Below are 25,697 nucleotides of genomic sequence, written 5' to 3'. Positions count from 1 at the left end.
TGGCGCCGGCGGGTCGGCCTGTTGCAGGGGTGTGCGTCGGGTTACCGCCGGCTGGTCCGTGCCCGTCGGCGGCGGGCCACGAGGGTGGCCGTGGCGCGCAGGGCCAGGCCGATCACCGGTGCGAGGAGCAGGGTGCACCAGGTGCGGGTGGTGGCATCGGCGGTGAGGCGGTCGGCGAGCAGGTAGGCGGCGAGGAAGGACGGGGCGAGCCAGGCCCCGTTGGTCGCGGCGAGGCGCAGCGGGCTCGCCCGGCGCGCTGCCGGTTCCTCCGCCGACTCCGCCGAATTCTCCGACTCCGTGGATGTCACACGAACCTCCTGACCACGCCGATCACCTTGTCGACGATCCGCTGGGAGACGCCGCGGTCGAAGACGAACCCCGCGAGGCAGCCGGCGACGGCCCAGACGATGCGCTGCTTCCAGCCGCCGCTCCCGAACAGTACACCGGCGCAGGCGCCGCCGGCGCAGTTGCCGATGTGGAGCGCCCAGGGTGCCAGGAAGGGGATCCAGGCGGCCACGGCCGCGGTGACGGACAGTTGGACGGCGCGGGAGACGGCGGCCTTGAGCGCGGCCTTCAGCCAGCCGGGCATCCGGCCGTTGAGGTCGGTGCAGTTGACCGGGTCGGCGTTGCAGTAGTCGTAGGCGTTGGCGCTGGCTCCCTGGACCGGGTCGGGGGAGAGGAAGCGGCCGGTGGCCGGGTTGTAGAGGCGCGCTCCCATGAGGGTGAGGGCGCTCGGGGTCTCGTCGGAACGCTGCTTGTCGCCGAGCCAGGCGTAGCGGGTGCCGGGCTGGCCGGTGCGCGGCTGGCCGTACTCGTCGTAGTCGAGGACGGTGGGTGCGACGGCGGTGTCCAGGGGCAGCCGCAGGGTGATGTCGCCGTGCAGGTTGGCGAGTTGCAGGATGGTGCCGCCGGTCTTCGCGGTGGTGGCGGCGAGGGTGCCGGCGGGGCCGGTGACGTTGCGGGTCAGGGTGCCCGCGGTGTCCTCGGTGATCCAGCGGGGGCTGTCGGTGTCGGAGCCGTAGTGGTTGGTCCGCAGTCCGGTCTGGGCCCAGGTGCCGGTGGTGTTGGTCTCGGTGGTCCAGGCGCGGAAGCGCTGGGCCGAGTCGAGGGTCCAGCTCTGCCGGTTGGTGCCGCTGGTCTGCTGCTGCACCAGGTCGGTGGTGTAGTACGCGAGGGTGCTGCCGGGCAGTGCGGTGGTGCGGCCGAACGCGTCGTAGGTGTAGCCGGGGTTCACCAGGCGGTCGGCGGTGTCGTAGGTGCTGGTCTGGGTGGTGCCCGCGGTGGTGGTGCAGGTCTGGCCGCGGGCGGCGTCGGCGGTGGCCAGCGCGGTGCGGTTGGTGTTGCGGTCGAAGGTGTAGGTGCGGGTGGTGCAGACGGCGTCGGTCGAGGTGTCCTGGACCTGGAGGAGCCGGCCGGCCCGGTCGTAGGCGTAGGTCTGGGCCGCGGTGACGCCGGGGGTGCCGGTGTGGGTGGCCCGCTGGCCGTGGATGGTCTCGGTGATGCCGTCGGAGACCAGCACGAGGCCGTCGCTGTCACGGGTGTAGGTGCGGCTGGTGGTGGTGCCGGCCGGGTCCTTGTCGTCGGTCCGGGTGTAGCCGCCGGGCAGGCCCTGGGTGAGCGGCGTGCCGTCGGCGTCGTAGCGGGCGGTGAGGGTGCCGGCGACGGAGTCCGTCACCGAGGTCGCCAGGCCGCGCGGGTCGACGGCGGTGTCGTAGGTGTAGGTGGTGGTGGAGGGGGAGGTGTCGGTGACCTTGGTGGGGCGGTTGAGGGCGTCGTACTCCGTGGTGGTGACGGCGCCGTCGGCGTCGGTGTAGGAGGTCAGGCGGCCGAGTTCGTCGTAGCCCTTGGTGATGGTGCCGCCGGTGGCGGAGGTCTGGCGGGTGACGGCGCCGGTGCCCGGGTGGTAGGTGGTGGTGGCGGCGGGGGCCGGGGTGCCGAGGCCGTCGGTGACGGTGACGGTGGTGGGGCGCCCCGCCGTGTCGGTGTCGGTCACGGTGGTGCGGGTGACGCCGTTGGCCGTTTCGGTGGTGCGGGTGGCCTGGCCGAACTGCCCGTACTGGGTTGTCCTGGTGGGCAGTTGTGCGGGGTTGGCGCCGCCGCCGGTGATGGCCGCGGCGGGCCCGGTCTGGCAGACGAGGTCGGCCCACTCGGGGCGGTTGCCGCAGGTGCCGGTGCCGCCGGCGGTGTAGTAGGTGGTCCAGCCGGCTGCGGCGTCGGTGCCGGTGGAGGCCGGCTGCTGGGTCGAGACGACCCGGCCCTGGCCGTCGTAGCCGGTGGTGGTGGTCAGGGCGAGGCCGCCGCTGTCCTTGATCTGCGCGGTGGGCACGCCGAGCGCCCAGTTGTACGTGGTCCGGTCCTGGCGGGCGTCGACCAGCAGGTCGGGCCAGGCGCGGAGCCGGGCGCCGGTGGTGGTGAGGGTGATCTGGTTCTTGATCTTGGCGGTGCCGTCGGTCGGCCGGCCCTCGTCGTAGGTCTTCACGGTGTGCTGGCGGGCGGGCAGTTGGGTGCCGGCCTTCGCCAGGACCGTCGCACCGGAGGTGGCGTCGGCCGCGAGGGTGATGCGGTGGAGCGGGTCGTAGACGTCGGTCTCCTGCTGGCCGTCCGCGCTGTAGGCGCTGCTGCTCGACAGGAGCCGGGCGCGTTCGGCGGAGGGCAGGGTGTCGATGCCGAGGTCGGCCAGCTGGGCCTTGGCCGCGGGGGTGGCCCCGAGGGCGAGCTCGCGGTTGCCCGCGGTCAGGCTGCGGACCTGGTGGCCCTGGTTGTCGTACTCGGTGGTGGTGACGTGGTGGCCCGGGGTGGCCTGGTTGACCTGGCGGCCGGAGGCGTTCAGGTAGGTGACGTTCGCCCTGGTGTAGTCGCCGGCGCCGAGGTCGGTGCCGTTGTTGGAGGCGGGGGCCTGGTCCGGCGGGAACACCGCGGTGGCGTCGGTCGGCAGGTCGCTCTGGCCCCACGCGGAGGCGGCGGACGCGGAGAGGTCCTCCGGTGCCTTCGCGCCGGAGAGCGGGACGCCGTAGACGACGGTGGTGGTGGCGGTGCCGTTCACGGTGCCCGTGGTGCCGGGGGCGAGGGTGTCGTGCCAGGTCTTCGTCAGCATGCCCGGGCCCGCGGCCGGGTTGGCGGTGACGGTGCCGTACGCCAGCGAGGTGGCGCGGGTGCCGCTGAGCTGGACGGAGGAGAGCAGGCCGTCGTCGGCGCCCTGGGTGTAGTAGGCGTACTGGTTCTGGCTGCTCTGGCCGAGCCGCGGGTCCCAGGTCTGGCGCAGCCGCCCGGCCGAGTCGTAGCGGTAGACGGCGACGTCGGTGGCGGTGGCCGCGGCGGCCCCGGGCGCGGTGCTCCAGAGCCTGATCGCGCTGACCTGCCCGGCGACGTCACCGAACTCGGTGTCGGTGGTGGTGCCGGTGGCGGTGGTCGCGGTGGCGTAGACGAACTGCAGGACGCGGCAGCCCTTGGCGGCGACGTTGGCCGCGCACACGGCCGGGGTGGCCGCGGAGGTCGGCGCGATGACGAGCTTCGGCCGGGCCAGCGTCTTGCCGCCGACCACGGTCGTCTCCGACACCACGCTGGTGGTGGTGTTGGCCAGCCCGCCCTGGAGCGTGGAGGTCACCGTCCAGGTGGCGGCGGCCGGATCGGCCTTGGCGAAGGTGGTGACGGTGCCTTCGGTGCCGGAGAGCGTGAAGTCGGCGCCGAAGGAGCCGCTCAGGGTGAGGTCCTCGCTGCCCGGTTCGGGCGTCCAGCCGTTGCCGGCCGCGTTCGAGGTGAAGGAGACGGCGGAGCCGTCGGCGGACATCACGCTGAGCGAGGTGCTGGAGGTCCTGCGGATCTCCGTGTACTCCGAGGCGGACAGGCTCGACGACACGCTGGACACCCAGTTGGGGCCGAAGACCGCCGCCTGGCCGTCCTGGCCGGCGGCGGCCCGCGGGTCACGCGAGGAGTGCGTGCGGCCGACCGTCATGCCGAACAGCGACACGTCGGTGGCCGGGACCCTGAGGTCGCCGGTGAGCAGGTTCAGTGCACCCGGGCCGACGTTCTCCGTCGCCGCGCCGTCGGCCTTGCGGTCGACGACGACCCGCACCGGCTCGGAGGAGACGGCGGCGGCGCCCGGCCCGGTGAAGTCCGCGCGGAGCTGGACGGTGCCGTCCGGGGTCACCGTGGAGGTGGCGTTCCAGGTGAGCGCCGGGCTCTTGCCCGCGGCGAGGGGCACGGGCCAGGCCGCCAGTGCGGCACCGCCGTTGGTGATGTCGCCGGCGGGGATCCGCGTCCAGGCGTCGGCGTCGGAGCGCCGCCAGGAGAAGGCCACCTGGTCGTAGCGGGCGGCGTCGGCCTCGGCGGTGAGCGGCAGGCGCGCCGCGGTGCGGGTGCCGTCGTTCGGCGAGGTGACACCGCCCGCGCCGACCTGGAAGGTGTGGGTACGGGCCTCGGACTTGTTCTCCGCCCGGTCCACCGCCCGCACCTGAAGGGTGTTGGTGCCGGCCTTGGCCGGGGTCACGGTGAAGGTCACCGGCGCGGCGGAGCCGTTCGTCGCGACCTTGGTCCAGGTCGCGCCGTCGAGCGTCCACTCCAGGGCGTTCTGGTCACCGGCCGGCGGGGTCGCGGTGAAGGAACCGGCCTGGCCGGGGCCCTTGACCCACTGGCCCGACGGGTAGTCGGCGGAGGAGAGCGCGGCGGGCGCCGAGGGGGCGGAGGTGTCGACCGTGAAGGTGGCCCACGCCGACCAGTTGTTGTTGTAGTGCAGCCCGTCGTACGGGGAGGTGCGGAACTTGTACGTCCTGCCGTTGGCCAGCACACCGGCCGGGACCTTGACGGAGGCCGGGGCCCCGCTCGGCACGTACGGGGAGACCAGGACGTTGCCCACCTGGGTGTCGGTGGCGGTGTCGAAGATCTGGAAGGTGCCGTCGACCTTGTCGTTGTTCGGGTCGACGAAGGTGTCGCGCAGCGTCGGGGTGGTGGAGTTGACCCACCAGGTGCCGGCGGTGTCCTTGTAGAACGGCGAGCCGGCCTGCTGGTCCGTCCCGGTCCGGGGGCGGTAGTTGTACGTCGCCGTCAGCTTCGGGACGTTGGTCGCGGCGTTGGCGGAGTTCACCTCCTTCCAGTACTTGGTGTTGGCCTCGTCCGGGGCGCGCAGCCCCATGCCCGAGGTGGTGTTCTTCGCCGACGTCCAGGTCTGCACCAGGTTGGTGACGTCCGCGGTGATCCAGCCGTCGCCTCCGCAGGCGTCCCGGCCCTTGGTCTCGGTGCCGGTGGCCTTCTTGGCGTTCCAGGAGGGCTGCGCCGTCCAGCGCGAGGCGGTCGAGGCGAGGCCGGTGTCCCAGATGTCCCACGCGTAGGGCTGGCAGTCGCTGTTGCCGGAGTGGAAGTTGTACAGCGACAGGCTGGCGTTGGTGATCAGCGCGTCCGCGATCGGCGCGGTGTTCCAGTTGATGAACGACCGGGCCTGGCGGGAGGAGCCGTCCGCGTTCTTGGTGCCGGAGTTGCCCCAGTAGATCTCGGTGTCGGCCGACCAGTCGACCGTCTCGCCCTGCTGCACCCGGGTGTCGAAGACGTTGCCGAGGGCCGTGGTGGAGGGGTCGACCGTCACCGGGTACTGCGTCTTCGGGTCCGCGAGGAACGCGGCGTCCGGCGTGAACACCAGGTCGATGCCGTCGCCGCGCTGAACGACCTTCAGACCGACCTTCGCCTGCCGGGCGTGCTCACCGGAGCCCTCGGCGGCGGCCGTCGCGTCCCACATCACCGGCGCCGGGAGCACGGCCCGCCGCTCGCCGGTGCGCCTGTCGGTGAACAGCACGCCGCCGTCCGGCTGGACCTCGGCCTTCAGACCGTCGGCCTTCAGCGGCATCGTGTACGAGAACCCGGCGGCGCTCGGGCGCTGCTTGAGCACCGTGTACTGCTCGAAGCCGGTCCGGGTGGCCTCCACGACCAGGTCGGCCGCGCCGTCCGCGATCGCGTCCCGGTAGGTGGCCTTCGTGCCGTCCAGGGCGGGCTTGGGCAGGCCGCCCCGCCACTGGAGCTCGACCTGCTGGTCGCCCTGCCCGAGGGTCACCAGGGTGCGGGCGTCGTCCGGGGCCGCGGCCTGCGCGTGGAGCAGCGACTTCGCCCGGGTGCCGCCGGCACCGGCGAGCCGCAGCGCGTTCGGGTGGGCCTTCGGCGCCACCGACCCGTCCGCGCCGGCCTGGAGGCCGAGGTCGACGTCCACCCACTGGCCGTCACGCTGGAAGCGGATCGGGCCCGCGAACAGCTCGGTGGTGAGCGAACCGTCCTTGTTCACCCACGTCGTCGACGTCTCCGTACGCTCGGAGAGCGCCTCCACCCGCTGCCCGGACAGCCGGGCCGCGACCCTCGCCGACGGCACGTCGGCGGCGGACGTGGCCCACTGCCCGGCGCCCTTGCCCGCCTTCGCCGCCGCCGCGCTCGGGGACGCGCTCGGCGATGCGGCGAGGGCCGTCTCGGACCCGGCCAGCAGCGACACCGCCACGGCGAGGGCCAGCGACCCGCTCACCGCCCGCATGCCAACAGGCCTGCCGAGTCTGCGTCGTGTGGTTATCCGTCTGTTCATATCGACTCCTTGAAACACCGTCGCTCGACGGCGCTCTCGGAGCATAGGAGTGGGCGGCAAGATCAAAGATGGGGTCAAATGACGCCAAAGGATCATCAAATAATGATCTTGTTTCGACAAGGTTCACATGATCGTGATCATGACGTAGGCAACCGCACCCGCCCCCTGCGCGTTACGTCAGCGGCGCCGACCGCACCGGCCACTTACCGGCCGCCAGCGCAGGTAGGGCCGCTTCGGGTGGTGGACTCGATGCTTCCCGTCCTCAGGGGCGGGGTGTCCAGCCGGGTGGGGTGAGACGGGTGTCGGTGAGGATCTGCTCGACGGTCTCGTCGAGGGTGCTGTGCTGCGGAACGACGTGTTCGAGGCCGCCGGGCAGGAGGTCGTGGGGCTGGTACCAGCCGGCCATGTCCTCGGGGGAGAACTCGCCGGCCTGGGGGCGGGTGGCGTGGCGGCGCACGGTCTCGTCGAAGTCGGCGTCGAGGTAGTACAGGTGGCTGCGGCCGCGGTGGTCGGCGGCGAGCCGGGCGAGCATCGGACCGTAGCGCTCGGCGGCGAGGATGCCCTCGACGACGGTGTGGAAGCCGTGGTCCAGGGCGTGCCGGGCGACCAGGTCGATGAGGCCGATGTTCGCCCCGCCCGGGAGGTCGCGCTCGCGCAGGACGGCGCGTCGGAGCACGTCCTGCGCGACGACGGCCACACCCCGCCCGTACGCGGCGCGCAGCCGCGCGGCGACGCTCGACTTGCCCGCCCCGCTCGGCCCGCGGACCACCACCAGCACCGTGTCCTGAGTTCCCGTCACGCCGGTACCGTACCGGCCGCGTACGGGGCCCTCCCGCGTACGCTGTGAGGCGCGGCTACGCTTCCGGCGGCACGCTGTAGCGGCTCAGGACGTGGTCCGCCGTGGACTTGTCCAGCAGACGCAGTTCCCAAGGCCCGGAGTTGACGTCGAAGTCCTTGCCGAAGCCGACCCACTTGCCGGCCATGCGGCGGCCGGTCGGGTCGACCAGCAACTGAATAGCGCCGTGATACCTGGCCTCCTGGTAGTAGCCATCCTGCGCGGTCTGCTCCACCCAGGAACCCGTAACGATGTTCCGATCAACAGTGAGATCGAATGACAGCGGCGAGTCGGGATTGGACGACGCACCGGGGAGGGATCGCCCCGTGATCCGGTTGCCGTTCTGGGACAGCACGACGTGATGCAGACCGGTGAACGTGTTCTCCCGACTGCTGCTGTAGAACTCGTAGTGGCTGACCCATACCCCCGAGTAGTCCTCACCCGTAGGAGCGGGCGCAGTCTGCACGGGCACGCCCGGTTCATCACTGGTCACGTCGTGCCCTCCCGTACTGTCCACGCTGACCCTTGGCGGCAACTGTGGCGAGTCGAAGCCGAGGCGGTCAACGGGAATCTTGGTGACAGTCTCAAGGGCTCGAACGTACACCGGGCGGGGAGACCTCACCTCCCCTGACTCCCAACGTTGCACCAGGCGCTTGCTGGCGTCGTTCGGCTCCCCTTGGTCCTCCCCGGCCGCCCGCAGCCGCTTCGCGAACTCGTCCTGGCTGAGACGGAGTCCGAGGCGTACGGCCCGAAGGGTCTCGTTCGGCGTAGTCATGGCTAGAAGATAGGCCCAAACATCCTCTGAAGACGTCGAAATGACGTCTTGCCAGGATGCCGAAGTGACGCCTCCACGCCGTCGCAATGGTTCGCCGGGTTGGGGCACGATCGGTCTCCAACCCGCCACCAGAAGCAGGTAGGAGGTACCGCCCATGCACGTCGAGATCATCGTGTCCAAGCACAAGGGGGAGCCGAAGGACCCGCCGAAGCACCGGGGCAACCCGGCGCCGGAGCAGCCGCAGCCCGCCCCGCAGCCCAAGTAGTCACCTGACACACCGGGACCCCTGCCGACTGTGCACACGGCGGGGGCCCCGTTCACTCGGAGGAGTGCCCGTGGTTGACCCGAACCGGTTCCATATCGCCTACGCCATGCGGCAGTTCGCCGACGAGACGTGGACCAGTCGCGCCGAACGGTGGACGGCTTCGTTCTATGTTCCGGCCGAGAACATCGGCACAGCCGAGATCACCCGCGTGGTCCCCGGCTTGACGCCGAACCCCCGTGCCGCTCTGGACGCCGACCCGGGCCTGCTCGACCGCATCCCCCGCGTGGTCTTCACCGAGGACGGCGCCCTGACCCCCGCCGTGGCCAAGACGAATCCGACGCTGCTGCTCCTGCTGGAGTCCGTGCACGTCACCGACGCGTGGCGAGGCAAGGGGGTGGGCATGCGACTGGCCGTCGCCGCGCTCCGCCGGCTCGCCGTCCCCGGGGCGCTGGCCGTCTGCTATCCGGCCCCGATCCACGACCACGGGCCGGACGAACCGTGTTCCTACGCCTCCGACGACCCGGAGATCCGACGGCCGGACGAGGAGGCGATGACGAAGCTGCGCCGAGCCTGGGAACGGCACGGCTTCACGCACCTCGATCAGGGCGTGTACGCGATGGCGCTGAGCAGCCCATGAACGCCCCTGGGAACACCGAGGCCCCCGGACCCCTCGACGGAGCGTAACCCGGGGCCCGGTAGCCGGAATGGGCCGAGCAGCTCGGGCCGTTGCTCGCCGGGTGGGCCGGGCCCGGCACCTCCCGCCGCCCCGGGATGCCGGGGCGGCGGGAGGACCGGTGGCGGGGTCGGTCCCGTAGCGGTGTCAGGCGCCGAAGGAGACCTGGTCGACCGTCCAGAAGGCGCTGTTGGTGCCCGTGTAGCGGAACTGCAGGCGCGCGGTGGTGGCGCCGGCCGGTACGGTGACGGGCAGGTGCTCGACGGTGTTCAGGTCGGCGCGGTAGGACTTCACCAGCTGCGGGGCGCCGTCGTCGAAGACCACGTACACGTCGCCGGTCTGCGGGCCGTCGACCTTGTAGTTCGTCGCGAAGGACAGCGTGGCCCGGCCGAGACCGGCGACCGGGTAGGCCGGGCTGACCAGGGTGGAGTCGAACTGGCCGGCGCCGTGCGCCTTGTCGTCCCACTCGTCGGAGTCGGCGACCGCGAAGACGTTGCGGGCCCGCACGTTGGTCTCCCGGCCCTGTCCGAGCTGGGTGGCGCTCCAGAACTCGTCGGTGGCGAAGGCCCAGCCGCGCCACTCCGTCACCCCGCCGCTGGGCATCCGGGAGTTGTCGATGCTCCAGCCGCTGGGCGGCGTGTGCGTCCAGCCCCGGACCGTGGCCGGGATGCCCGTCTCGTCCACCCGGCCCTGGAGGGCGGGGCGCAGCGCGTCGAAGGCGTCCGGGGCGATCTCGTCGATCGGCTGCCCGTCCAGGCGCCAGGCGGGGTCGATCGGCGCGCCCTCGTGCTTGAGGACGGTCGGCGCGATGTCCACGGGCTTGACGTCGTAGCGCCGGGAGCCGGCCGGGAAGCCGGCGCCGTCGGCGATCACGAAGGTCTGCCGCTCGTTGGCGCTGTTGCCGCCGTGCCCGCCGGCGTCGGTGTGTCCGTGGTCGGTGGTGACGACGATCAGCCAGTCCTCCGAGCCGTACGCGGGGCGGGACTTGACGGCCTGCACGACCTGGCCGACGAGCGCGTCGACGGTGTGGATGGCGGCCGCGTACTGGGCGCTGGCGCCGCCGGAGGCGTGCCCGGCCTCGTCGATCCCGTCGAAGTGCAGGAAGGCGGTGTCCGGGTTGCCGTGGGCGAGGTAGTCGGCGGCGTCGGAGGCGGTCTTGGCGTCGTCCTCGTTCTCGGCGATCCGCAGGTCCGCCTTGCCGTTGAAGACGTTGCCGGTGATCGGGTTCCACGAGCCGATCACCAGCGTGGAGGCGGCCGGGGCGGCGGCCTCCAGGCGGCTGGCGAAGTCCGGGTATTGGTCGAACCGGGCGCCGGTGAACGCGTTGTCCTTGACCTGGTGCTTGTCGGGCCACACGCCGGTGGCGATGGTCGACCAGCCCGGTCCGGACAGGGTCGGCGCCAGCGGGTTGGCGTACAGGTTGCTGGTGGCGGTCATGCCGCCGGCCATCAGCGCTTTGAGGTTGGGCGCGTCGGCGGCCGCCAGCTTGTCGTAGCGGGTGCCGTCGACGCCGATGACCAGGGTCTTGGCCTGCTTGGTGCCGTCCGGCAGGCCCTTGTAGGCGGGGGCGGCGGGGGCGGCTGTGATGGAGGAGGCGGCTGCGGCGGAAGAGGCGGGGGAGGCGCCGGCGGGCGCCGACGGCAGCAGCACGGTGGCCGCGGCGGCTACGGCGGTGGCCACGGTGACGGTCCGGGTGGAGCGGGGAATGCGCACGGGGGCTCCCAACTGGGGGGCGACGCGGTGCGGTTGCACCGGCACCGAGGATGGGGCGCCCGTGCGAGGACGAGCCCTCCCCGGATCCACGGTTGTATGAACAACCGCCGAAATTCAGTCCAGACCGGTTACCATTCCGTGATCTAGGGGGCGCTGAACCGCCGCTCGATGGTGCTGAACCGCCACTCGATGGCGCCGGACCGCCGCTCGATAAGGTGGCGCGGTGAACCACGGCACCCCCCGGCCCCCCGTCGCCCCCGCCCGCTCCGGCGTCCCCGACCACGGCCGGGTGCCCAAGTACTACCTGGTCAAAGCCCAACTCGAAGACCTCATCGCCGAATTGGGCCCCGGCGGGCGCCTGCCCACCGAAGCCGACCTCGCCGAACGCCACCACGTCGCCCGCGCCACCGTCCGTCAGGCCCTGCGCGACCTCCTCCTCGAAGGCCGTCTGCGCCGCCAGGGCCGCGGCACCGTCGTCGCCGGCCCCAAGATCGAACAGCCGCTCTCGCTCGCCAGCTACACCGAAGGCGTCACCCGCCAGGGCCTGCGCCCCGGCCGCACCCTCATCACCCTCGACCGCCTCCCCGCCGACCCGCCCATGGCCCAGCGCCTCGCCGTCCCCGAAGGCGAACCCCTCTGGCACCTGGAACGCGTCCTGCGCGCCGACGAGGAACGCGTCGGCCTGGAGTCCACCTACGTCCCCGTCGCCCGAGTCCCGCACCTGGAGCGGGAGTTCGACCCCGAAGGCTCCTTCTACGGCTACCTGCGCGAGTGCGGCGTGCGGCTCGGCGGCGCCGACGAACGCATCGAGACGGTCCTCGCCACCCCCCGCGAAGCCCTGCTCATCGGCACCCCGCCCGCCCTGCCCATGCTGCTGCTCCACCGCCGCAGCCGCGACGCCGAGGGCCACCCCCTCGAACAGGTCCGCACCCTCTACCGCGGCGACCGCTTCAGCTTCACCCTCGCCCTGCACGCCCCCGACCGGGACTGAAGCCGGTACTGCGCTCCTCGCGGCAGGTGCGCGTACCGGCGCCGGTTCTCGTCCCATGCTGCGCGCGTCCGGTTCTCGTCCCATGCTGGAAGGGAGAGGGGGTACGGCGGCAGAGGAAGTGGTGGGGATGCGGACCGTTGTCGACCTCACGCGTTGCCAGGGCTACGCACAGTGCGTGTTCCTCGCGCCGAGGGTGTTCCAGCTGCACGGCGAGGAGGGACTGCTGTACGCCCCGGCCGTCCCCGACGACCAGGTCGAGCGCGTGCGCCAGGCCGCGGCGGCCTGCCCGGTCCAGGCCATCCTCCTCGGCGAGGAGGTGAGCGCTGATGGCCGGTGACCAGGGAGCCGGTGACCAGAGGGCCGGTTACCAGACAGAGGGCCGGATCGTCATCGTCGGCGCGTCGCTGGCCGGGTTGCGAGCTGCGGAGGCGCTGCGGGAGGAGGGCTTCACCGGCTCACTGACCGTGGTCGGCGACGAGCCTCATCCGCCCTACGACCGGCCGCCGCTGTCCAAGCAGGTGCTGCTGGGCCACGCTGCGGCGGACTCCACCGGGCTGCCGATGCGCCGGGATCCGGACGCCGAGTGGCGGCTGGGCGTACGTGCCACCGGCCTGGACCCCCTGGGGAAGCGGGTAATGCTGGCCGATGGCGAGTCGCTGCCGTACGACCGGTTGCTGATCGCCACCGGGACCCGGGCGCGTCCCTGGCCCCATCCGCAGGAGGCTGCCCTGGACGGGGTGTTCACGCTGCGTACCCGCGAGGACGCCGGCGGTTTGGCCGAGCGGTTGGCCGCCGGGCCACGGCGGGTGCTGGTGATCGGCGGCGGCTTCACCGGCTCGGAGATCGCCTCGGCCTGCCGGGAGCGCGGACTGGACGTCACCGTCGCCGAACGCGGCCCCGCACCTCTGGTGGGCGCGCTGGGCGGCACCCTGGCGAAACTCGCGGCCGCCATGCAGCGCAACCACGGTGTGGACCTGCGCACCGGCGTGACGGTCACCGCCCTGCGCGGGGACGACGGCGGCCGCTTCACCGGCGCGGAGCTGTCCGACGGCAGCCGCGTCGAGGCGGACGTGTGCGTCGTGGCGCTGGGGGCGGTCCGCAACGTCGAGTGGTTGGCGGACTCCGGCCTGGCGGCGGGCCCGCGCGGAATCGCCTGCGACGCCGGGTGCCGCGCCTTCAACATGTACGGAATCGTCACTGACGACGTCTTCGTCGCCGGCGACGTCTCCCGCTTCCCCCACCCGCTGTTCGGTTACCAGATGCTCTCCCTCGAACACTGGGGGAACGCGGTCGAACAGGCCGGGGTGGCGGCCCACAACATGGTCAGCCCAGGGCCCCTGCGGCGCCCGCACCTCGCCCTCCCGACGTTCTGGTCGACCCAGTTCGGGCTCAACATCAAGTCGGTGGGCGTGCCCACCTTCTCCGACCACGTGGTCATCGCCCAGGGTTCTCTGGAGGCGCGCCGACTGGCGATGGTCTACGGCTACCAGGGGCGGATCACCGCGGCGGTCACCGTCGACATGGCCAAGTCGATCGACTACTACCGGCACCTGATCGAGACGGCTGCGCCGTTCCCGCCCCCGCCCGGCGCGGCGGACCGCGCGCTCGCGGCGGACATCCCGATTCCGTCCGACGTGCCGGATCCGAAGGGGCTGTCCCACGGCCCCACCGTGGCGCTCACCGGATACCTGCCCGACCGTCGACTGACCGTGGTGCAGCCCCGCGGCTGACCCACGTCCCGCCCAACGACGAGGAGCCACCATGGACTCCGACACCCTGCTGGCACGGATCACCGACTACGCGAACCGCCCCGACCCCTACCCGCTGTACGCGGAACTGCGCGAGGCCGGTCCCGTCGTCCGGCAGGCAGACGGCAGCTACCTGATCGGCACCTACCACGAGGTCGCCGCCCTGCTCCACGATCCACGGATGAGTGTCGATCCCCGCACCTGCGGCGAGACGACGCACAAGCCGCCGTTCCTGCGGCTCGACGACCCGGAGCACCACCGACTGCGCACCTTGGCCATGCGGCCGTTCGGCCCCCCGCACAGCCCGGGCCGGGTCGATGCCATGCGCGGCGAGATCGTCCAGCTCACCGGGGAACTGATGGAGCCGTTCCAGGCGGGCGGCCGGATCGACATCGTCGACGACCTCGCCTACCCGCTGCCCGTCACGGTGATCTGCCGCCTGCTCGGCGTGCCGCGTGAGGACGAGCCGCTCTTCAGGGCGTGGTCCGACGCGCTCGTCGCGTCCGCCGACGTCCGGCCCGAGGCGGACTCCTCCGGGCGGGACGAGGCGGGCGCTGAGGCGGGCGAGCAGGCGCGGGGCGAGATGGGCCGGTACCTGGCGGGCCTCGCCGAGAAGCGCCGTGGCAATCCGAGCGACGACCTGCTCTCCGCCTTCGTCAACGAACCGGACCCGGCCCTGCGGCTCACCCAGGAAGAACTCGCGGAAACCGCCGTGCTGCTGCTCATCGCCGGACACGAGACCACGGTGAACCTGATCGCCAACGGGGTGCTCACCCTGCTGCGCCAGCCCGAGCAGCTGGACCAGCTGCGTCGCGAACCGGACCTGCTGCCGCGAGCGGTGGAGGAACTGCTGCGCTACGAACCCCCGGTCCACATGCGCCAGCGCATCCCCCTCGCCGACATCGACGTCGGCGGCACCACCCTCCCCGCAGGCGCCTCCGTCGTGCTCGCGCTGGCCTCGGGCAACCGCGACCCCAAGCGGTTCCACGCGCCGGACCGGTTCGACCCCACCCGCCCGGACAACCAGCACCTCGGCTTCGGCAGCGGTATCCACCTGTGCTACGGCGCACCACTCGCCCGCATCGAGGCCGAGGCCGCGCTCGGTGCGCTGATCCCCCGCCTCGGCGCGGCGCGCCTGGTCCAGGATCCGCCCCCCTACCGGCAGAACGCCATGCTCCGCGGACCCCGCCACCTGCCCGTCCACCTCTGAGGCCGCTCAGTTCAGTGCAACGCAGGTCAGCCGCGGGGCAGCACGCCCAGGAGTGTTGCGGTCAGGGCCAGCTTCAAGTAGTCCGCCAGCTCCAGGTGGAAGCGGGCCAGGTCGGGCTCGGCCTGGTAGGCCGCCCGCAGGCTGGGCGGGGGTGTGCTGTACGCCGACAGCGCGCCGGCCATGACCATGGTCTGCAGGCTGAACAGTGTTGCGTTTTCGCCCAGCTCCGGCAGGTACTTCAGGATCAGGGCGGTCATGGTTGTCAGGCGGTCCAGGGAGGCGCGCTTGTAGCGGGCTACGACCTCGACGGAGACGTTGTGTTCCAGGACGCTGCCCTGTGCGCCGAAGAGGTCGCACAGCACGGCCCGGCTGGAGAGCGAGCGGCTGAGGATGTCGGCCACCCCCGCCGCTCGCTCGGCCATGGGTAGGTCTTCGTCGATGCCGGCCGCCAACTCGCCTGCCAGTTCCGTCAGCCACTCCTGCAGGAAGCGGTCCAGCAGTTCCAGCAGCACCGCCTCGCGGGACTCGAAGTAGCGCAGCACGTTCGGCTTCGCCAGGCCCACCCGGCGGCTGAGCTCGTTCAGGGTGACTGCGGCCACGGGCATCTCGTCGAGCATCGCCGACGCTGTGTCGAGGATCGCCCGTCGACGCATCTCCCGCTGCTCTTCGGTTCGCGCCCGCTGGAAAGTCATGATCACCAGACTAACTTAGGTACCTGCGGTACGTTGACAACGTACCGAAAGTACTTTAACGTCGTGCACAAGATACCTTCGGTACGTTAGTTAGTCGGGAGCCTGGCATGAGCGAGAAGTGGACGACGGCGAACATTCCGGACCAGCGCGGGCGGGTGGCCGTGGTGACCGGGGCCAACACCGGACTGGGGTACGAGACCGCCAAGGCGCTCGCCGAGCGCGGGGCGTCCGTGGTGCTCGCCGTGCGCAACGTGGAGAAGGGCCAGCAGGCCGCGGCCCGCATGACCGGCGACGTGACCGTGCAGGCGCTGGACCTGACCTCGCTCGACTCCGTCCGGACCGCGGCAGCGGCGCTGCGGTCCCGGCTCGACCGGATCGACCTGCTGATCAACAACGCCGGCGTGATGTACACCCCGAAGCAGACCACCCGGGACGGCTTCGAGATGCAGTTCGGCACCAACCACCTCGGCCACTTCGCGCTCACCGGGCTGCTGCTGGACCTGATGCTGCCGGTGCCCGGCTCGCGCGTGGTGACGGTCAGCAGCACCGGCCACCGCATCCGGGCCGCGATCCACTTCGACGACCTGCAGTGGGAGCGGTCGTACAGCCGGGCCGCCGCCTATGGCCAGTCCAAGCTGGCCAACCTGATGTTCACGTACGAGCTGCAGCGTCGGCTCGCCACGCACGGCACCACCGTCGCGGTGGCCGCGCACCCCGACGTGTCCAGCACCGAGCTCGCCCGCAACCTCCCCGCGGCCTTCCGGCTTCCGCTCACCTGGCTCGCGCCGCTGATCACCCAGAAGCCGGCGATGGGCGCGCTGCCGACCCTTCGGGCCGCCGCCGACCCCGCCGCGCTCGGCGGCCAGTACTACGGTCCCGGCGGACGCGGCGAGTTCATGGGCCACCCCCGGCTGGTCACCTCCAGCCCGGAGTCGTACGAGGTGGTCGTCCAGCAGCGGCTGTGGGCCGTCTCCGAAGACCTCACCGGGGTGAAGTTCCCCGTCGTTCAGTCCGGGCGGAACTCGTTTCCCTCCGGATCGACCAGCACGGTGTAGCGCGTCGTCCGGGAACGCCTGACACGGATCCGGGCCGGGCGTCGGTGACCGACTCCGGCGAGTAGACACCCGGCTGCGGAGCGGGACACCTCGGCTTGCCGTCCGGTCCGCGGCCTTGTTGCCCACGGGCATGCGTCCGCGCGGGCCGGGGCGGCGTCCTATGGCCAGTCGCGTCCTATGCGGGGCCGGTGTCGTCCTGTGCGAGCCCGATCGCGTCCGCCGCGGTGGGCCCCGCAGCCGCCGCCGGCGTGCGGAGCACGGCCTTGAGGACCATCGGTACAGCCGTTAGCGCTAAGCACTTGATCTTGACCGGCTAGCACACGTGATCGGCTTCGCGTGGACCGGCCAGCCCATGGGTGAGGACAACATCTGGCTCGCCGGACGCCGGCAGGAACAGGACGCCCTGGGCCGCATCATCCTCAAACTCGAAGCCACCCGGCTCGCCGACGAACCCCAGGCCATCCGCGGGGCCGGCGTCGGCGCCCGCACCGACCCCATCACCCGCAGCCAGGAACGGAGCTGACCCTATGCGCGGCAACCCCGATAACCTCCGCCAGGCCGCCGCCCGCAAGAGCGCCGCCGCCCAGGCCCGAGCCGAACAGGGCCTGCGCGAGATGATCCGTGACCGGCAGCCCATCACCTTCCGGGGCCTGGCCCAGACGGCCGACGTCTCACTCGACTTCCTCTACCGGTGCACCGAGATCCGCCAGCGCGTCGAACAGCTCCGTGCCCAGCAGCAGAACAACCCGCCCCGCCCGGCCGCGCAGCCACCCGACGACTCTCCCAGCAGCGTCGTCCGCACCCTCACCGCCCAGTTGGCCGACCTCAAGCAGCGGCACCGCGACGAAGTCCACGCCCTGCGGCAAGCCCTCGAAACCGCGCAGAGCGAGAACCTTGAACTGCGACGCCGTCTCGGCGCCCGGCCGACTGCAGGTCCCGAGACCGCCTGATGTCCGATCTCATAGGGGGTCTGGCCTCAGCGGGGCGTCGGAGCCGCGGTGCTTAGGGCCCGCTCGATCTCGGAGGCCGGAAACGGCGTCCGCTTGCTCTCCGCGAGAAGACGGCTGTGAAACGCGTCCAGGACGACGGCAGTCCGAGCGTGTCGTTCGATGATCGCGGCGACCTCCGGCGTGACGCCATCGGGCTTTCGGCCCGCGATCCATTCATGGAGGAACGCCTCGTGGTCCGTGTCGACGCGTATACCGTCGGGCAAGTGGTGGCGGAGCAGGTGGCTCGGGGCGTAGCAGCGGTCGTAGGCGAGATGCTGGGAGAGGAACTCGACCTCAGTTGCTGCAAGTTGGAAGCTGGAGCTCAGGGCGAGCCCGAAGTCCGCGAAGTAGAGCAGTCGTCCGTCGGTCAGGATGTTGCGGAAGTGGGCGTCGAAGTGGACGAGCCCGTGAGAGCTCATGAAGGCGGTCCCGCGTGCCAGAGCTTTCTCCACCCATGGGTAGGGCGAGCCGTCCCCGCTCTGCGGGCCGGCTTCTCGCTGGTCGGCCAGCCACGTGGCGAGCGTCTGTGGCACGTGTTCCAGGAAGAGAACCAGGCTGCAGGAGGACCGGCCGATGGCCTCCAGCCGCTCGCGCACGGCCGGTGAGTCCTCCCAGTGCGCGACCGCTCCGTCGATGCCCCCGAACTCGTCGGCGAACCCCTCGGGAGGGGAGTCGGGCAGGACCCGCCAGTGGTACATCAGCGGAAAGCCCTCGTACTCGTTTTCGAGGACCCAATTGGTGGTCATGGTGTGCACGGCTAGCTCGCGCCAGGCTCCGAACCCGGCCGACCCCACTCCGTACTGGTAGAACATCGGCAGCCCGAAGAGATTCGCCGTCGACCGCACGTTCTCCGGCCGCAACTCGATGTCCGTCAAGGGGACCCGCTTGACGAAGACCCGCGTCCCGTCGATGTCCAGCTCCGCCGACCTGCCTCCGATGCCGGACCCGAGCGGTGCGACGGCGGCCACGACCTCGCCGAGCCGGTGGTCGCTCAGAAGGGACAGGTGTGTGGCGATGGTCCCGTAAGTGGCGAGGCGCGCGGCATAGCACGGGTCTGGGTGGTGCATCGACGGCTCCTCAGTACCCCGAACCAGGGCGTCGGTGATCTCACGAACGTGATCGACCCTATCGGCCGAGACGGCCCCTGCATGCCCTCAAAGCCGTCCGGAGGGAGAACTCCGATGCCGCATCGACCCCTGGCGCACCGGCTGCCACGAGACGTCCTGGGGTCGATCTCTTACGGACGCGACCGCAAGCGTTCTACCTGCACGAACACCAGCCGCTCACCCGTTTGCCCCGGATACGCTCTGGACGACCAGGTACATCGACGCCGCGGTCGCCCAGCTCCGTGCCGAGGGCCACGACATCAAGGACGAGGACGTGGCCCGGCTCTCCCCGCTCAAGCACAAGAATCTGAACGTCCTGGGCCGTTACAACTTCACCGCCTCCACCCCGGCCGCCGGCGCCCTGCGCCCGCTGCGCGACCCGGACGCACCCGGGCTGGACGAGGACGACGACGGCGTGCAGGACTGACGCGGCGGTGCGCCGGCCTTCCTTTCAGCGACTGGTGGCAGGTGAACGCGGCCGTCTGGACGGCTGCCGGATGTGTCGATGCGGATCATCGGCTCCGGTCGCGGTGGGCGGCGACGCGGACGCGGGTTCCGCAGCGGGTCGAGCAGTAGCGCTGCGGGGTGCGGCGGCCCGTGTCGATGAAGTAGCGGCCGCATCCAGGGGCGGCGCAGCGGCCCCATGCGCAGTAGCCGCGTTCGCTGAGCCAGAGGGCCAGGGCGAGGGCGGCGGTGGACAGCAGCCAGCGGGCTGGCTGTGCGTCGTGGGGGGCCGTGGCGCGGAGGGACCACCGGCGTTCGGGAACGCGCTCCAGGCGGGGTCGGGCGGGGTACTGGTCGAGCAGGGCGTTGATCGCTTCGGCGGCGCCGTCCTCGTCGTCGAGGTCCAGGATTCCGGCGATGGCCGCCGCGGCCTCCCGCATCTCCCCTGCGGTGGTCTCCGTCAGCTGCAGCGGCGGGCCCCCGTGCGCCTCCACGACGGCCTCCAGCCCCGCCGGCGTGGCGCCGGTCCCGTCCTGCACGGCGTTGACCAGGTCGGCCAGGAGGTACAGGCCGCGCGGATTGTCATCGGTGAACCGCTGGTCCATGGCTCGCCCCCCGTGTCACTTGACAGCACCACTCCATCATCACCCCTCCATGGTAACGTCTACATTTAGATTAGTCGTTACTGAGGTGGTCATACCCACTCGAAGGAGCCCCCATGACCGAATCGCACACGCCCGTACTGGTCGTCGGGGGCGGACCCGTCGGGCTGGCCCTGTCCTGCTTGCTCTCGGATCAGGGCGTGGACCACGTGCTGATCGAGTCCCACCCCGGCACCTCCCGCCACCCCAAGGCCCGGGGCGTCTCGGCCCGGTCCATGGAGATCTTCCGGCGGCTCGGGCTGGAGACGGAGGTCCGCGCGGCGGGGCTGCCGGCCGAGCAGGTCCACTTCTACCGAGGCTGCGACCTCGTCGACCCCGACTACACCCGCAACGGTCTCGCCCAGGAGCCCGGCGAGGGCCCTGAGCACACGCCGTCGCCCGGCCTCATCTGCTCCCAGGACGCCCTGGAGCCGCTCCTGCTGCGCCGCGCCATGGAACTGGCCGGCTCCCGTATCCGGTTCGCCGCCCGTCTGGTCTCCTTCGAGGACGACGGCCTCGGCGTACGGGCCGTCGTCGAAGACCGGGCCACGGGCCGTCTGGACCACCTGCGGGCGGATTGGCTCGTCGGCTGCGACGGCGCCGCGAGCACCGTCCGCACCGGAGCCGGGATCGCGATGGAGGGCCCCGTAGGCCTGGGGCGCTATCTCAGTGTCCGTTTCGAGGCTCCCCTGGGAGAGGTCGTCGCCGACCGCGCCAGCGCCTCGTACTTTCTCACCGTCCCCGGCCGGGGCGGGTTCATGGCCGTCGACAACGACCGCCACTGGATCTACCAGTACCCCCTGGGACCCGACGCCGAGACGGACCCGACGGACAACGAGCTCCTGGCCGACCTCGTCCGCACGGCCGCGGGCATCCCTGACCTGGACGTGACCGTCCACGACACGATGACCTGGCGCATGGACGCACAGCTCGCCTCCGCCTACCGCCACTCCCGCGTCCTGCTGGCAGGCGACGCCGCCCACGTCGTCCCGCCGACCGGCGGCCACGGCATGAACACCGGCATCGGCGACGCCGACAACCTCGCCTGGAAACTCGCCGCCGTCACCGCCGGATACGCCGGCGAAGCCCTCCTGGACACCTACGAGGCCGAGCGGCGCCCCCTCGCCCGCCAGGTCATCGACATCTCCACGGCCAACGCCACCAACCGCGCCGGCTACCGCATCGACGACGAACTCCTCCTGACCGCCACCTACCGCTCCGCCGCCGTCATCCCCGACCCGGAGCACACCGGCGAGCACGGGGTTCTGGACCCGTCCGGGTGCACGCCCGGCTGCCGGCCGGGAGAACGCGTACCCCACGCACGCCTCACCCCGGGGCCCGCAGGCGTCACCTCCACCCTCGACCTCGTCGGCCCGGGCCTCACCCTGCTCACAGCCGACGAAGACCCCCGGTGGCAGGCGCAGGCCGAAGCCGTACGGCAAGCCGGGGTCCCCCTCGCCCTCCAGGCCGTACGCACCGCCGGCCAGCAGGAAGCCGACCCCGGTCAGTGGGCACACCTCCTCGGCGCCGACCACGCGGACACCGCGCTCCTGGTACGCCCCGACGGACACATCGCCTGGCGCGGCACCATCCCAGCAAACCCGACAACCCTTCCGGCCCTCGTACGGCGCGTACTCGCGGACCGGTGACTCCCGCCGAAACGGCTCAGTCGACTGATCTGTCGGCAAACGATCGGATGACGACAGGCCCGGCAGGCGTCCAATGAACCCGTGCAATCCGGGGGTTCACTGTGGCTCGAATCCAATCGGATCCGATGGTGATTGCTGACAGGGTTTGACGACAGATAGGGTCCATTCCTCCGCATGGAAGGGGCCTCTCGATGGCGAACCTGGTCTACAAGCGGGTCTCGACCGACCAGCAGTCGACCGCCCGGCAGGACCTCGTCCTGGACGAGGCCGGCATCGAGGACCCGGTCGTCTTCGAGGAGGCCCCGGGCACCTCCAGCCGCCTCCATCCGCTCCAGCGCCCGAAGTTCCGCGAACTGCTCACCTACGCGCGGCCGGGCGACACCGTGCACATCTCCGAGATGTTCCGCCTGGTGCGTGGCACCGGGCACATCCTCGACGTGCTCGACATCCTGCACCGCGATCGTCTCGCTCTGCGCATCCACGACAGCGCGTTCTCCGCGATGGACCTCACAGCCCGCCACCCACGCACCGGAGAGCTGCTGTCCACGGTGAAGTTCATGGTCCAGACCCTCGCGGCCGCCGGCGAACTCCAGCGCGACCTGCAACGGGAGCTGACGTACGACGGACTACGGGCCGCCGAAGCGAAGGGCAACAAGGGCGGCCGGCGGCCAGCCGTCACGGCCGGGAAGACCGACGAGGTGCGTGCCGCGTACCTGGAGGGCCGGTCCATCGCTGCTCTCGCCCGCGAGCACCACGTCAGCCGCGGCGCCATCCGCACCGCCGTCGCGGACCTCCTACCCGAGTATGCGGCCTACGCCCCGGGAGCCCCAGCCCCAGAACTGCCGGTCGTTCTCGACATGCCGGGCAAGGTCGCCGACTTCCTCCGCACCGCCGAGCTGGCGCCCGCCGAGCGCGCCGCACTAGGGCGTGTTTCATAATTCCCGCCGGGCGCGCGACGCCGGGCATCCCGCCTGACCGCACCGGCGAAACGTCCAAGTACGGCCCAGTACGAGGACGCTTCGCCGGCACGCCCAGCCGGGCGCGTAATGGGGGTACCTCCCGGCCGAAGGCTGGGGGAGCCGCGCGCTGATCCGACGCGAATTATGAAACACGCCCTAGACCTGGGCGTGACCGTACGGCGAGGCCAGGGTTATACCTTGCGCGTCACTGCCGTCGCCGCGATCCACCGGCGGCTCCTGGACCTCTGCCAGCCCCTCGACGCCACTGCGGCTGTCCCCGCCCAGCGCAAGGCCCGCCGTGAGTACGCGAACCGCGTCAGCACCCACGAAGCCCCGGCCTGACCAGGATCAGCGGCTTAGCGCTAATGGCTGTACCGATGGTCCCCAAGGCCGGAGCACCCGCCGGACGGCGTCGCGGAGCCAGCGGTGGGCCCCGTCGGCCGTGTGCCGGGGGTGCCAGGCCATGCCGATGGTCAGTGGCGGCAGTGTCAGGGGGATGTCGAGGAGGTGCAGTCCGAGGGCGCCGGCGTCGTGGGTGAGGGGCGAGGGGGCGGCGCCGGGGAGTGCGGCGGGTACCAGGCAGACGAGGTCGCTGCGGGTGGCGAGGGTCATCGCGGCCAGGTGGCTGGGCAGGACGACGCTGACCCGACGGTGGAGGTCCTGCTCGGCCAGCGCGGTGTCGAGGGGGCCGGTGAACCGGCCGCGGCGGCTGACCGCGATGTGGTGGGCGGCAGCGAGCCGGGCCGGGGTCAGCGGCCCTTCGGTGAGCGGATGGCCGGCCCGGACGGCCGCGACCATGCGGAGGCTGACCAGTTCCTCGACCCGGGTTTCGGGGTCCACGTGGTCGATGGATCCGACCTCCAGGTCGATCCGGCCGTCGCGCAGGGCGGGCCCGGCCTCCAGCTCTTCGGCCCCGATCCGGAACGAGACCCCCGGCGCCTCCCGCCGGGCCAGTTGCAGCAGCCCGTGGGCCAGTGCCGCGCCGACCAGGTCGGCGGCCTGGAGGGTGAAGGTGTTGCGGAGGCCGGCGGGGTCGACGCTCGTACCGGGGCTGAGCAGGGCTCCGAGGCTGCGCACCACGGTGGCGGCCTCCTCGCGCAGGGCCTCGGCGCGCGGGGTGGGAACCATGGCCTGCCCGGCCCGGACCAGGAGGGGGTCCTGGAGGACGCGGCGCAGCCGGGCCAGGGTGCGGCTCATGGCGGCGGGCGAGGTGTGCAGTCGCGCGGCGGCGCGGGTCACGCTGTGCTCGGTCAGCAGAGCATCCAGCGCGATGGCGAGATTGGCGTCGATGACCGGATCAGGGCTGCTCACCAGCATTATTCCATTTCAGTCAATGATTCCGTGCTGAAGTTCCCATTGTGGCAGCACGGCGGATCTCAGCAGGATGAGGGCATACCGAAACCAGCACGAGCCACGAGGTTTTCATGATCGTCATCACTGGTCCCACCGGGAACATCGGCCGCCACCTGCTCTCCCAGCTCCTGGAGTCCGCCCCCGCCGCGGGCGAGGAACTGCGCGTCATCGTGCGCGATCCCGCCCGGCTCCCGGACGCGGCGCACGGACGCGTCGACGTGGTCACCGGCTCCCACGCGGACGCCGAGGTCCTCGACCGGGCCTTCGAGGGCGCGGACGCGGTCTTCTGGCTCGTCCCCCCGGACTCCTCCCTGACCCCATACGACGCCTACAGCGGCTTCACCCGCGCCGCCGTCGAGGCGCTCGTCGCCCACGGCGTCGGCCACGTCGTCGGCGTCTCCGCGCTCGGCCGTGGCACCCCGCTCGCCGACCGGGCCGGCCTCGTCACCGCCTCCCTCGCGATGGACGACCTCATCGCCGGCACCGGCGTCGCCTACCGGGCCCTGGCCAACCCGTCCTTCTTCGAGAACCTCCTGGAGGAGGCCGACTCGATCCGCGAGAAGGGCGTCTTCACCGACTCCGTCGACGCCGACCGCAAGGCCCCCTTCGTCGCCGTCGCCGACATCGCGGCCGCCGCCGCCGACCTGCTGCTGGACCGCTCGTGGACCGGCACCGGCAGCGTCCCGGTCCTCGGGCCGCAGGACCTGTCCCCGAACGACCTGGCCCGCCTCATGACCGAGCAGTTCGGCCGCCCCGTCCGCTACGAACGCCAGTCGCTCGACGAGCTGTACACCACCCTCGTCGACTACGGCCTCAACGAGGCGTTCGCCCAGGGCGTGGTCGACATGAAGCGGGCCAAGGACGAGGGCCTCGACGCCGGCGTCGCCCGCACCCCGGACACCGCCTCCCCCACCGGCTTCGAGCAGTGGTGCGCCCGGACCCTCAAGCCCGCGGTCCTCTCCTGAAGTCCAGCACCCCGTGCCGGGCGCACCACAGAGCCTGGAGACCCCTACCACCTGCCGCTTGGGAGGCACCCCGATGTCCGCTGAAATGTCCGAACCGCCGGTCACGGCGTTCATGCTGGTCAAGACCACGCCCGAATGGCTCGCCCTGACCGTCCAGGAACGCGTGGACGCCTTCACCACCCAGGTCCTGCCAGCCATCAAGGCCAAGACCACCGGCGTCCGGTCACGCTTCTACGACACGGAGTTCTACTCCGCTCGCGTCACCGACGTCTGGGTGTGGGAGGCCGACGACCACCACGCCTACCAGCTCCTCGTCGACGCACTGCGCGAAACCCCCTTCTGGGACCGCTACTTCGAGGTCGTCGACCTCCTCGTCGGCACCGAGAACGGCTACGCCCGGACCTACGGCCTCGAACCCGTCGCGACCATCGCCACCTGACACACCGCCCGCCCGCGCAAGAGCGCAGGAACGCAAGAGCACCGATGCCCTCTGGCCGCACCCGGTCGGAGGGCATCGGCCCGGAAGGACCAGAGGTACCGGCTGTTCGGAGAGCTGAGACGGCCCTACGGCTTGAGAAGTGTTGGGTCATTGATCAGCTGCGTGGCGTGATGTACGGGTGGTGACCTTCGCGGTCGAGGTGTCCGCGAGGATCGCCGCCATGCGTGCCTGTTCGTGCACGCCTTCTGATGATTCGTCTTTGACGGATGCTCAGTGGGCGAAATGAACCCCTCTATCCTGCTTCGTGCGAACCCGGCTCGACGATGCCGTGCCGGCGGTGTTTCCGTACGGACCCGGTCGTTCGCCGGGACGATGGCCCTTCACCCGGCCGAGGACCCCGGGGCTGCCTTCCCCGCCTGGCCGGCCTCGTGGTCCGTGCGCCTGACGGCCTCGGCGTCCGGTGTGGGGGTCAGGGGCACCTTGGTGTCCACGAAGACGACCTCGCTGTCGATGCGGTCGCTCGGCTTCAGTTTCTTGGCCAGCTGTTCCTGGAGTCCGACGGGCAGGCCGTGGTGCAGGCCCTGCGGGAAGGGCGGTGCACCTGCCGGGCCTGGCCGGCGCGGCCCGGGCTCCCCGGCTGTCGCG

22 protein-coding genes and 1 pseudogene are annotated in these 25,697 nt (G+C 71.5%); 14 read left to right on the top strand and 9 right to left on the bottom strand.

The genetic code is table 11. The features are described 5' to 3' along the window. Positions 1 to 41: 41 nt before the first annotated feature. The 4 genes from A6F73_RS33755 to A6F73_RS33740 all read right to left on the bottom strand — a co-directional run bounded on the left by A6F73_RS33755 (position 42) and on the right by A6F73_RS33740 (position 8,160). Entirely contained in the window at positions 42 to 308 is a 267-nt protein-coding gene (locus A6F73_RS33755) for a hypothetical protein (RefSeq protein WP_063352167.1), read from the bottom strand. Then, a complete protein-coding gene (locus tag A6F73_RS33750) occupies positions 305 to 6,502 on the bottom strand; it encodes a DNRLRE domain-containing protein (RefSeq protein ID WP_063352166.1) in 6,198 nt (2,065 codons plus the stop codon). The genes A6F73_RS33755 and A6F73_RS33750 overlap by 4 nt, the downstream gene beginning before the upstream one ends. 310 nt (positions 6,503 to 6,812) lie before the next feature. Further along, entirely contained in the window at positions 6,813 to 7,349 is a 537-nt protein-coding gene (locus tag A6F73_RS33745) for a kinase (RefSeq protein WP_063352165.1), read from the bottom strand. A gap of 55 nt (positions 7,350 to 7,404) precedes the next feature. Then, a complete protein-coding gene (locus A6F73_RS33740; protein WP_063352164.1) occupies positions 7,405 to 8,160 on the bottom strand; it encodes a transcriptional regulator in 756 nt (251 codons plus the stop codon). Between the two features lie 335 nt (positions 8,161 to 8,495). On the opposite strand from A6F73_RS33740, the gene A6F73_RS33735 reads away from it, so the two are divergent. Continuing rightward, entirely contained in the window at positions 8,496 to 9,062 is a 567-nt protein-coding gene (locus A6F73_RS33735; RefSeq protein WP_063352163.1) for a hypothetical protein, read from the top strand. Positions 9,063 to 9,245: 183 nt separating this feature from the next. On the opposite strand, the gene A6F73_RS33730 is transcribed toward A6F73_RS33735, so the two are convergent. Next, positions 9,246 to 10,811 (bottom strand): alkaline phosphatase family protein, encoded by a 1,566-nt coding sequence (locus A6F73_RS33730; RefSeq protein WP_079136495.1) that lies wholly within the window; start codon positions 10,809 to 10,811, stop codon positions 9,246 to 9,248. Positions 10,812 to 11,034: 223 nt separating this feature from the next. Between A6F73_RS33730 and A6F73_RS33725 the strand changes: the two genes are divergently transcribed. The 4 genes from A6F73_RS33725 to A6F73_RS33710 all read left to right on the top strand — a co-directional run bounded on the left by A6F73_RS33725 (position 11,035) and on the right by A6F73_RS33710 (position 14,760). Continuing rightward, a complete protein-coding gene (locus A6F73_RS33725; protein WP_063352162.1) occupies positions 11,035 to 11,802 on the top strand; it encodes a GntR family transcriptional regulator in 768 nt (255 codons plus the stop codon). Positions 11,803 to 11,929: 127 nt separating this feature from the next. Further along, complete coding sequence (locus A6F73_RS33720) at positions 11,930 to 12,139, top strand: ferredoxin (protein ID WP_063352161.1); 210 nt, start codon at positions 11,930 to 11,932, stop codon at positions 12,137 to 12,139. After that, positions 12,129 to 13,532: an FAD-dependent oxidoreductase gene (locus A6F73_RS33715; RefSeq protein WP_063352160.1), complete on the top strand. Its 1,404-nt coding sequence runs from the start codon at positions 12,129 to 12,131 to the stop codon at positions 13,530 to 13,532. Before A6F73_RS33720 ends, A6F73_RS33715 begins: the two co-directional genes overlap by 11 nt. Before the next feature lie 31 nt (positions 13,533 to 13,563). After that, complete coding sequence (locus A6F73_RS33710; protein ID WP_063352159.1) at positions 13,564 to 14,760, top strand: cytochrome P450; 1,197 nt, start codon at positions 13,564 to 13,566, stop codon at positions 14,758 to 14,760. A 26-nt stretch (positions 14,761 to 14,786) separates the two neighbouring features. On the opposite strand, the gene A6F73_RS33705 is transcribed toward A6F73_RS33710, so the two are convergent. Next, positions 14,787 to 15,452 carry a TetR/AcrR family transcriptional regulator gene (locus A6F73_RS33705; protein WP_063352738.1) on the bottom strand — a complete coding sequence of 222 codons (666 nt, stop codon included), beginning with the start codon at positions 15,450 to 15,452 and terminating at the stop codon, positions 14,787 to 14,789. 107 nt (positions 15,453 to 15,559) lie between these two features. Here A6F73_RS33705 and A6F73_RS33700 point away from each other — a divergent pair, with 107 nt between their 5' ends. The 3 genes from A6F73_RS33700 to A6F73_RS33690 all read left to right on the top strand — a co-directional run bounded on the left by A6F73_RS33700 (position 15,560) and on the right by A6F73_RS33690 (position 17,457). Beyond that, positions 15,560 to 16,507, top strand: coding sequence for an SDR family NAD(P)-dependent oxidoreductase (locus tag A6F73_RS33700; RefSeq protein WP_063352158.1), 948 nt, complete (start codon positions 15,560 to 15,562; stop codon positions 16,505 to 16,507). 352 nt (positions 16,508 to 16,859) lie between these two features. Continuing rightward, a complete protein-coding gene (locus A6F73_RS33695; RefSeq protein WP_159398680.1) occupies positions 16,860 to 17,030 on the top strand; it encodes a hypothetical protein in 171 nt (56 codons plus the stop codon). A gap of 4 nt (positions 17,031 to 17,034) precedes the next feature. Then, positions 17,035 to 17,457, top strand: coding sequence for a DUF6262 family protein (locus A6F73_RS33690; protein WP_063352156.1), 423 nt, complete (start codon positions 17,035 to 17,037; stop codon positions 17,455 to 17,457). 26 nt (positions 17,458 to 17,483) lie between these two features. On the opposite strand, the gene A6F73_RS33685 is transcribed toward A6F73_RS33690, so the two are convergent. Further along, positions 17,484 to 18,563, bottom strand: a complete 1,080-nt coding sequence (locus A6F73_RS33685) for a hypothetical protein (RefSeq protein ID WP_063352155.1) — start codon at positions 18,561 to 18,563, stop codon at positions 17,484 to 17,486. Between the two features lie 238 nt (positions 18,564 to 18,801). Here A6F73_RS33685 and A6F73_RS44235 point away from each other — a divergent pair. Then, positions 18,802 to 19,029 (top strand): annotated as a pseudogene (locus tag A6F73_RS44235) (Tn3 family transposase); the annotation flags it as partial. Between the two features lie 85 nt (positions 19,030 to 19,114). Here A6F73_RS44235 and A6F73_RS33680 read toward each other — a convergent pair. Beyond that, positions 19,115 to 19,651: a CGNR zinc finger domain-containing protein gene (locus A6F73_RS33680; RefSeq protein ID WP_063352154.1), complete on the bottom strand. Its 537-nt coding sequence runs from the start codon at positions 19,649 to 19,651 to the stop codon at positions 19,115 to 19,117. Between the two features lie 113 nt (positions 19,652 to 19,764). On the opposite strand from A6F73_RS33680, the gene A6F73_RS33675 reads away from it, so the two are divergent. The 3 genes from A6F73_RS33675 (at position 19,765) to A6F73_RS33665 (ending at position 22,637) form a co-directional block, all read left to right on the top strand. Beyond that, positions 19,765 to 21,336: an FAD-dependent monooxygenase gene (locus A6F73_RS33675; RefSeq protein WP_063352153.1), complete on the top strand. Its 1,572-nt coding sequence runs from the start codon at positions 19,765 to 19,767 to the stop codon at positions 21,334 to 21,336. Positions 21,337 to 21,527: 191 nt separating this feature from the next. Further along, complete coding sequence (locus tag A6F73_RS33670; RefSeq protein WP_079136494.1) at positions 21,528 to 22,274, top strand: recombinase family protein; 747 nt, start codon at positions 21,528 to 21,530, stop codon at positions 22,272 to 22,274. Positions 22,275 to 22,493: 219 nt separating this feature from the next. Then, positions 22,494 to 22,637 carry a hypothetical protein gene (locus tag A6F73_RS33665; protein WP_208869238.1) on the top strand — a complete coding sequence of 48 codons (144 nt, stop codon included), beginning with the start codon at positions 22,494 to 22,496 and terminating at the stop codon, positions 22,635 to 22,637. A 6-nt stretch (positions 22,638 to 22,643) separates the two neighbouring features. On the opposite strand, the gene A6F73_RS33660 is transcribed toward A6F73_RS33665, so the two are convergent. Beyond that, entirely contained in the window at positions 22,644 to 23,612 is a 969-nt protein-coding gene (locus A6F73_RS33660) for a LysR family transcriptional regulator (protein ID WP_208869237.1), read from the bottom strand. 107 nt (positions 23,613 to 23,719) lie between these two features. On the opposite strand from A6F73_RS33660, the gene A6F73_RS33655 reads away from it, so the two are divergent. After that, positions 23,720 to 24,613 carry an NAD(P)H-binding protein gene (locus A6F73_RS33655; RefSeq protein ID WP_063352150.1) on the top strand — a complete coding sequence of 298 codons (894 nt, stop codon included), beginning with the start codon at positions 23,720 to 23,722 and terminating at the stop codon, positions 24,611 to 24,613. 73 nt (positions 24,614 to 24,686) lie between these two features. Then, the gene (locus A6F73_RS33650; protein WP_063352149.1) at positions 24,687 to 25,052 is read left to right on the top strand and encodes a darcynin family protein; all 366 of its coding nucleotides are present in this window, start codon (positions 24,687 to 24,689) and stop codon (positions 25,050 to 25,052) included. The last annotated feature ends 645 nt before the right edge of the window (positions 25,053 to 25,697 follow it).

Source organism: Streptomyces sp. MJM8645, assembly GCF_001625365.1.
Taxonomy (GTDB): Bacteria; Actinomycetota; Actinomycetes; order Streptomycetales; family Streptomycetaceae; genus Kitasatospora.
Note: the sequence above shows the minus strand (reverse complement) of the source record. Positions and strands in the feature narration are given on the sequence as shown.

Coding starts and splice junctions, on each gene's coding strand:
- A6F73_RS33750 (WP_063352166.1), bottom strand. CDS start 6,502: ATGCGGGCGGTGAGCGGGTCGCTGGCCCTCGCCGTGGCGGTGTCGCTG.
- A6F73_RS33740 (WP_063352164.1), bottom strand. CDS start 8,160: ATGACTACGCCGAACGAGACCCTTCGGGCCGTACGCCTCGGACTCCGT.
- A6F73_RS33720 (WP_063352161.1), top strand. CDS start 11,930: ATGCGGACCGTTGTCGACCTCACGCGTTGCCAGGGCTACGCACAGTGC.
- A6F73_RS33715 (WP_063352160.1), top strand. CDS start 12,129: ATGGCCGGTGACCAGGGAGCCGGTGACCAGAGGGCCGGTTACCAGACA.
- A6F73_RS33710 (WP_063352159.1), top strand. CDS start 13,564: ATGGACTCCGACACCCTGCTGGCACGGATCACCGACTACGCGAACCGC.
- A6F73_RS33705 (WP_063352738.1), bottom strand. CDS start 15,452: ATGACTTTCCAGCGGGCGCGAACCGAAGAGCAGCGGGAGATGCGTCGA.
- A6F73_RS33700 (WP_063352158.1), top strand. CDS start 15,560: ATGAGCGAGAAGTGGACGACGGCGAACATTCCGGACCAGCGCGGGCGG.
- A6F73_RS33695 (WP_159398680.1), top strand. CDS start 16,860: ATGGGTGAGGACAACATCTGGCTCGCCGGACGCCGGCAGGAACAGGAC.
- A6F73_RS33690 (WP_063352156.1), top strand. CDS start 17,035: ATGCGCGGCAACCCCGATAACCTCCGCCAGGCCGCCGCCCGCAAGAGC.
- A6F73_RS33685 (WP_063352155.1), bottom strand. CDS start 18,563: ATGCACCACCCAGACCCGTGCTATGCCGCGCGCCTCGCCACTTACGGG.
- A6F73_RS33680 (WP_063352154.1), bottom strand. CDS start 19,651: ATGGACCAGCGGTTCACCGATGACAATCCGCGCGGCCTGTACCTCCTG.
- A6F73_RS33675 (WP_063352153.1), top strand. CDS start 19,765: ATGACCGAATCGCACACGCCCGTACTGGTCGTCGGGGGCGGACCCGTC.
- A6F73_RS33670 (WP_079136494.1), top strand. CDS start 21,528: ATGGCGAACCTGGTCTACAAGCGGGTCTCGACCGACCAGCAGTCGACC.
- A6F73_RS33660 (WP_208869237.1), bottom strand. CDS start 23,612: ATGCTGGTGAGCAGCCCTGATCCGGTCATCGACGCCAATCTCGCCATC.
- A6F73_RS33655 (WP_063352150.1), top strand. CDS start 23,720: ATGATCGTCATCACTGGTCCCACCGGGAACATCGGCCGCCACCTGCTC.
- A6F73_RS33650 (WP_063352149.1), top strand. CDS start 24,687: ATGTCCGCTGAAATGTCCGAACCGCCGGTCACGGCGTTCATGCTGGTC.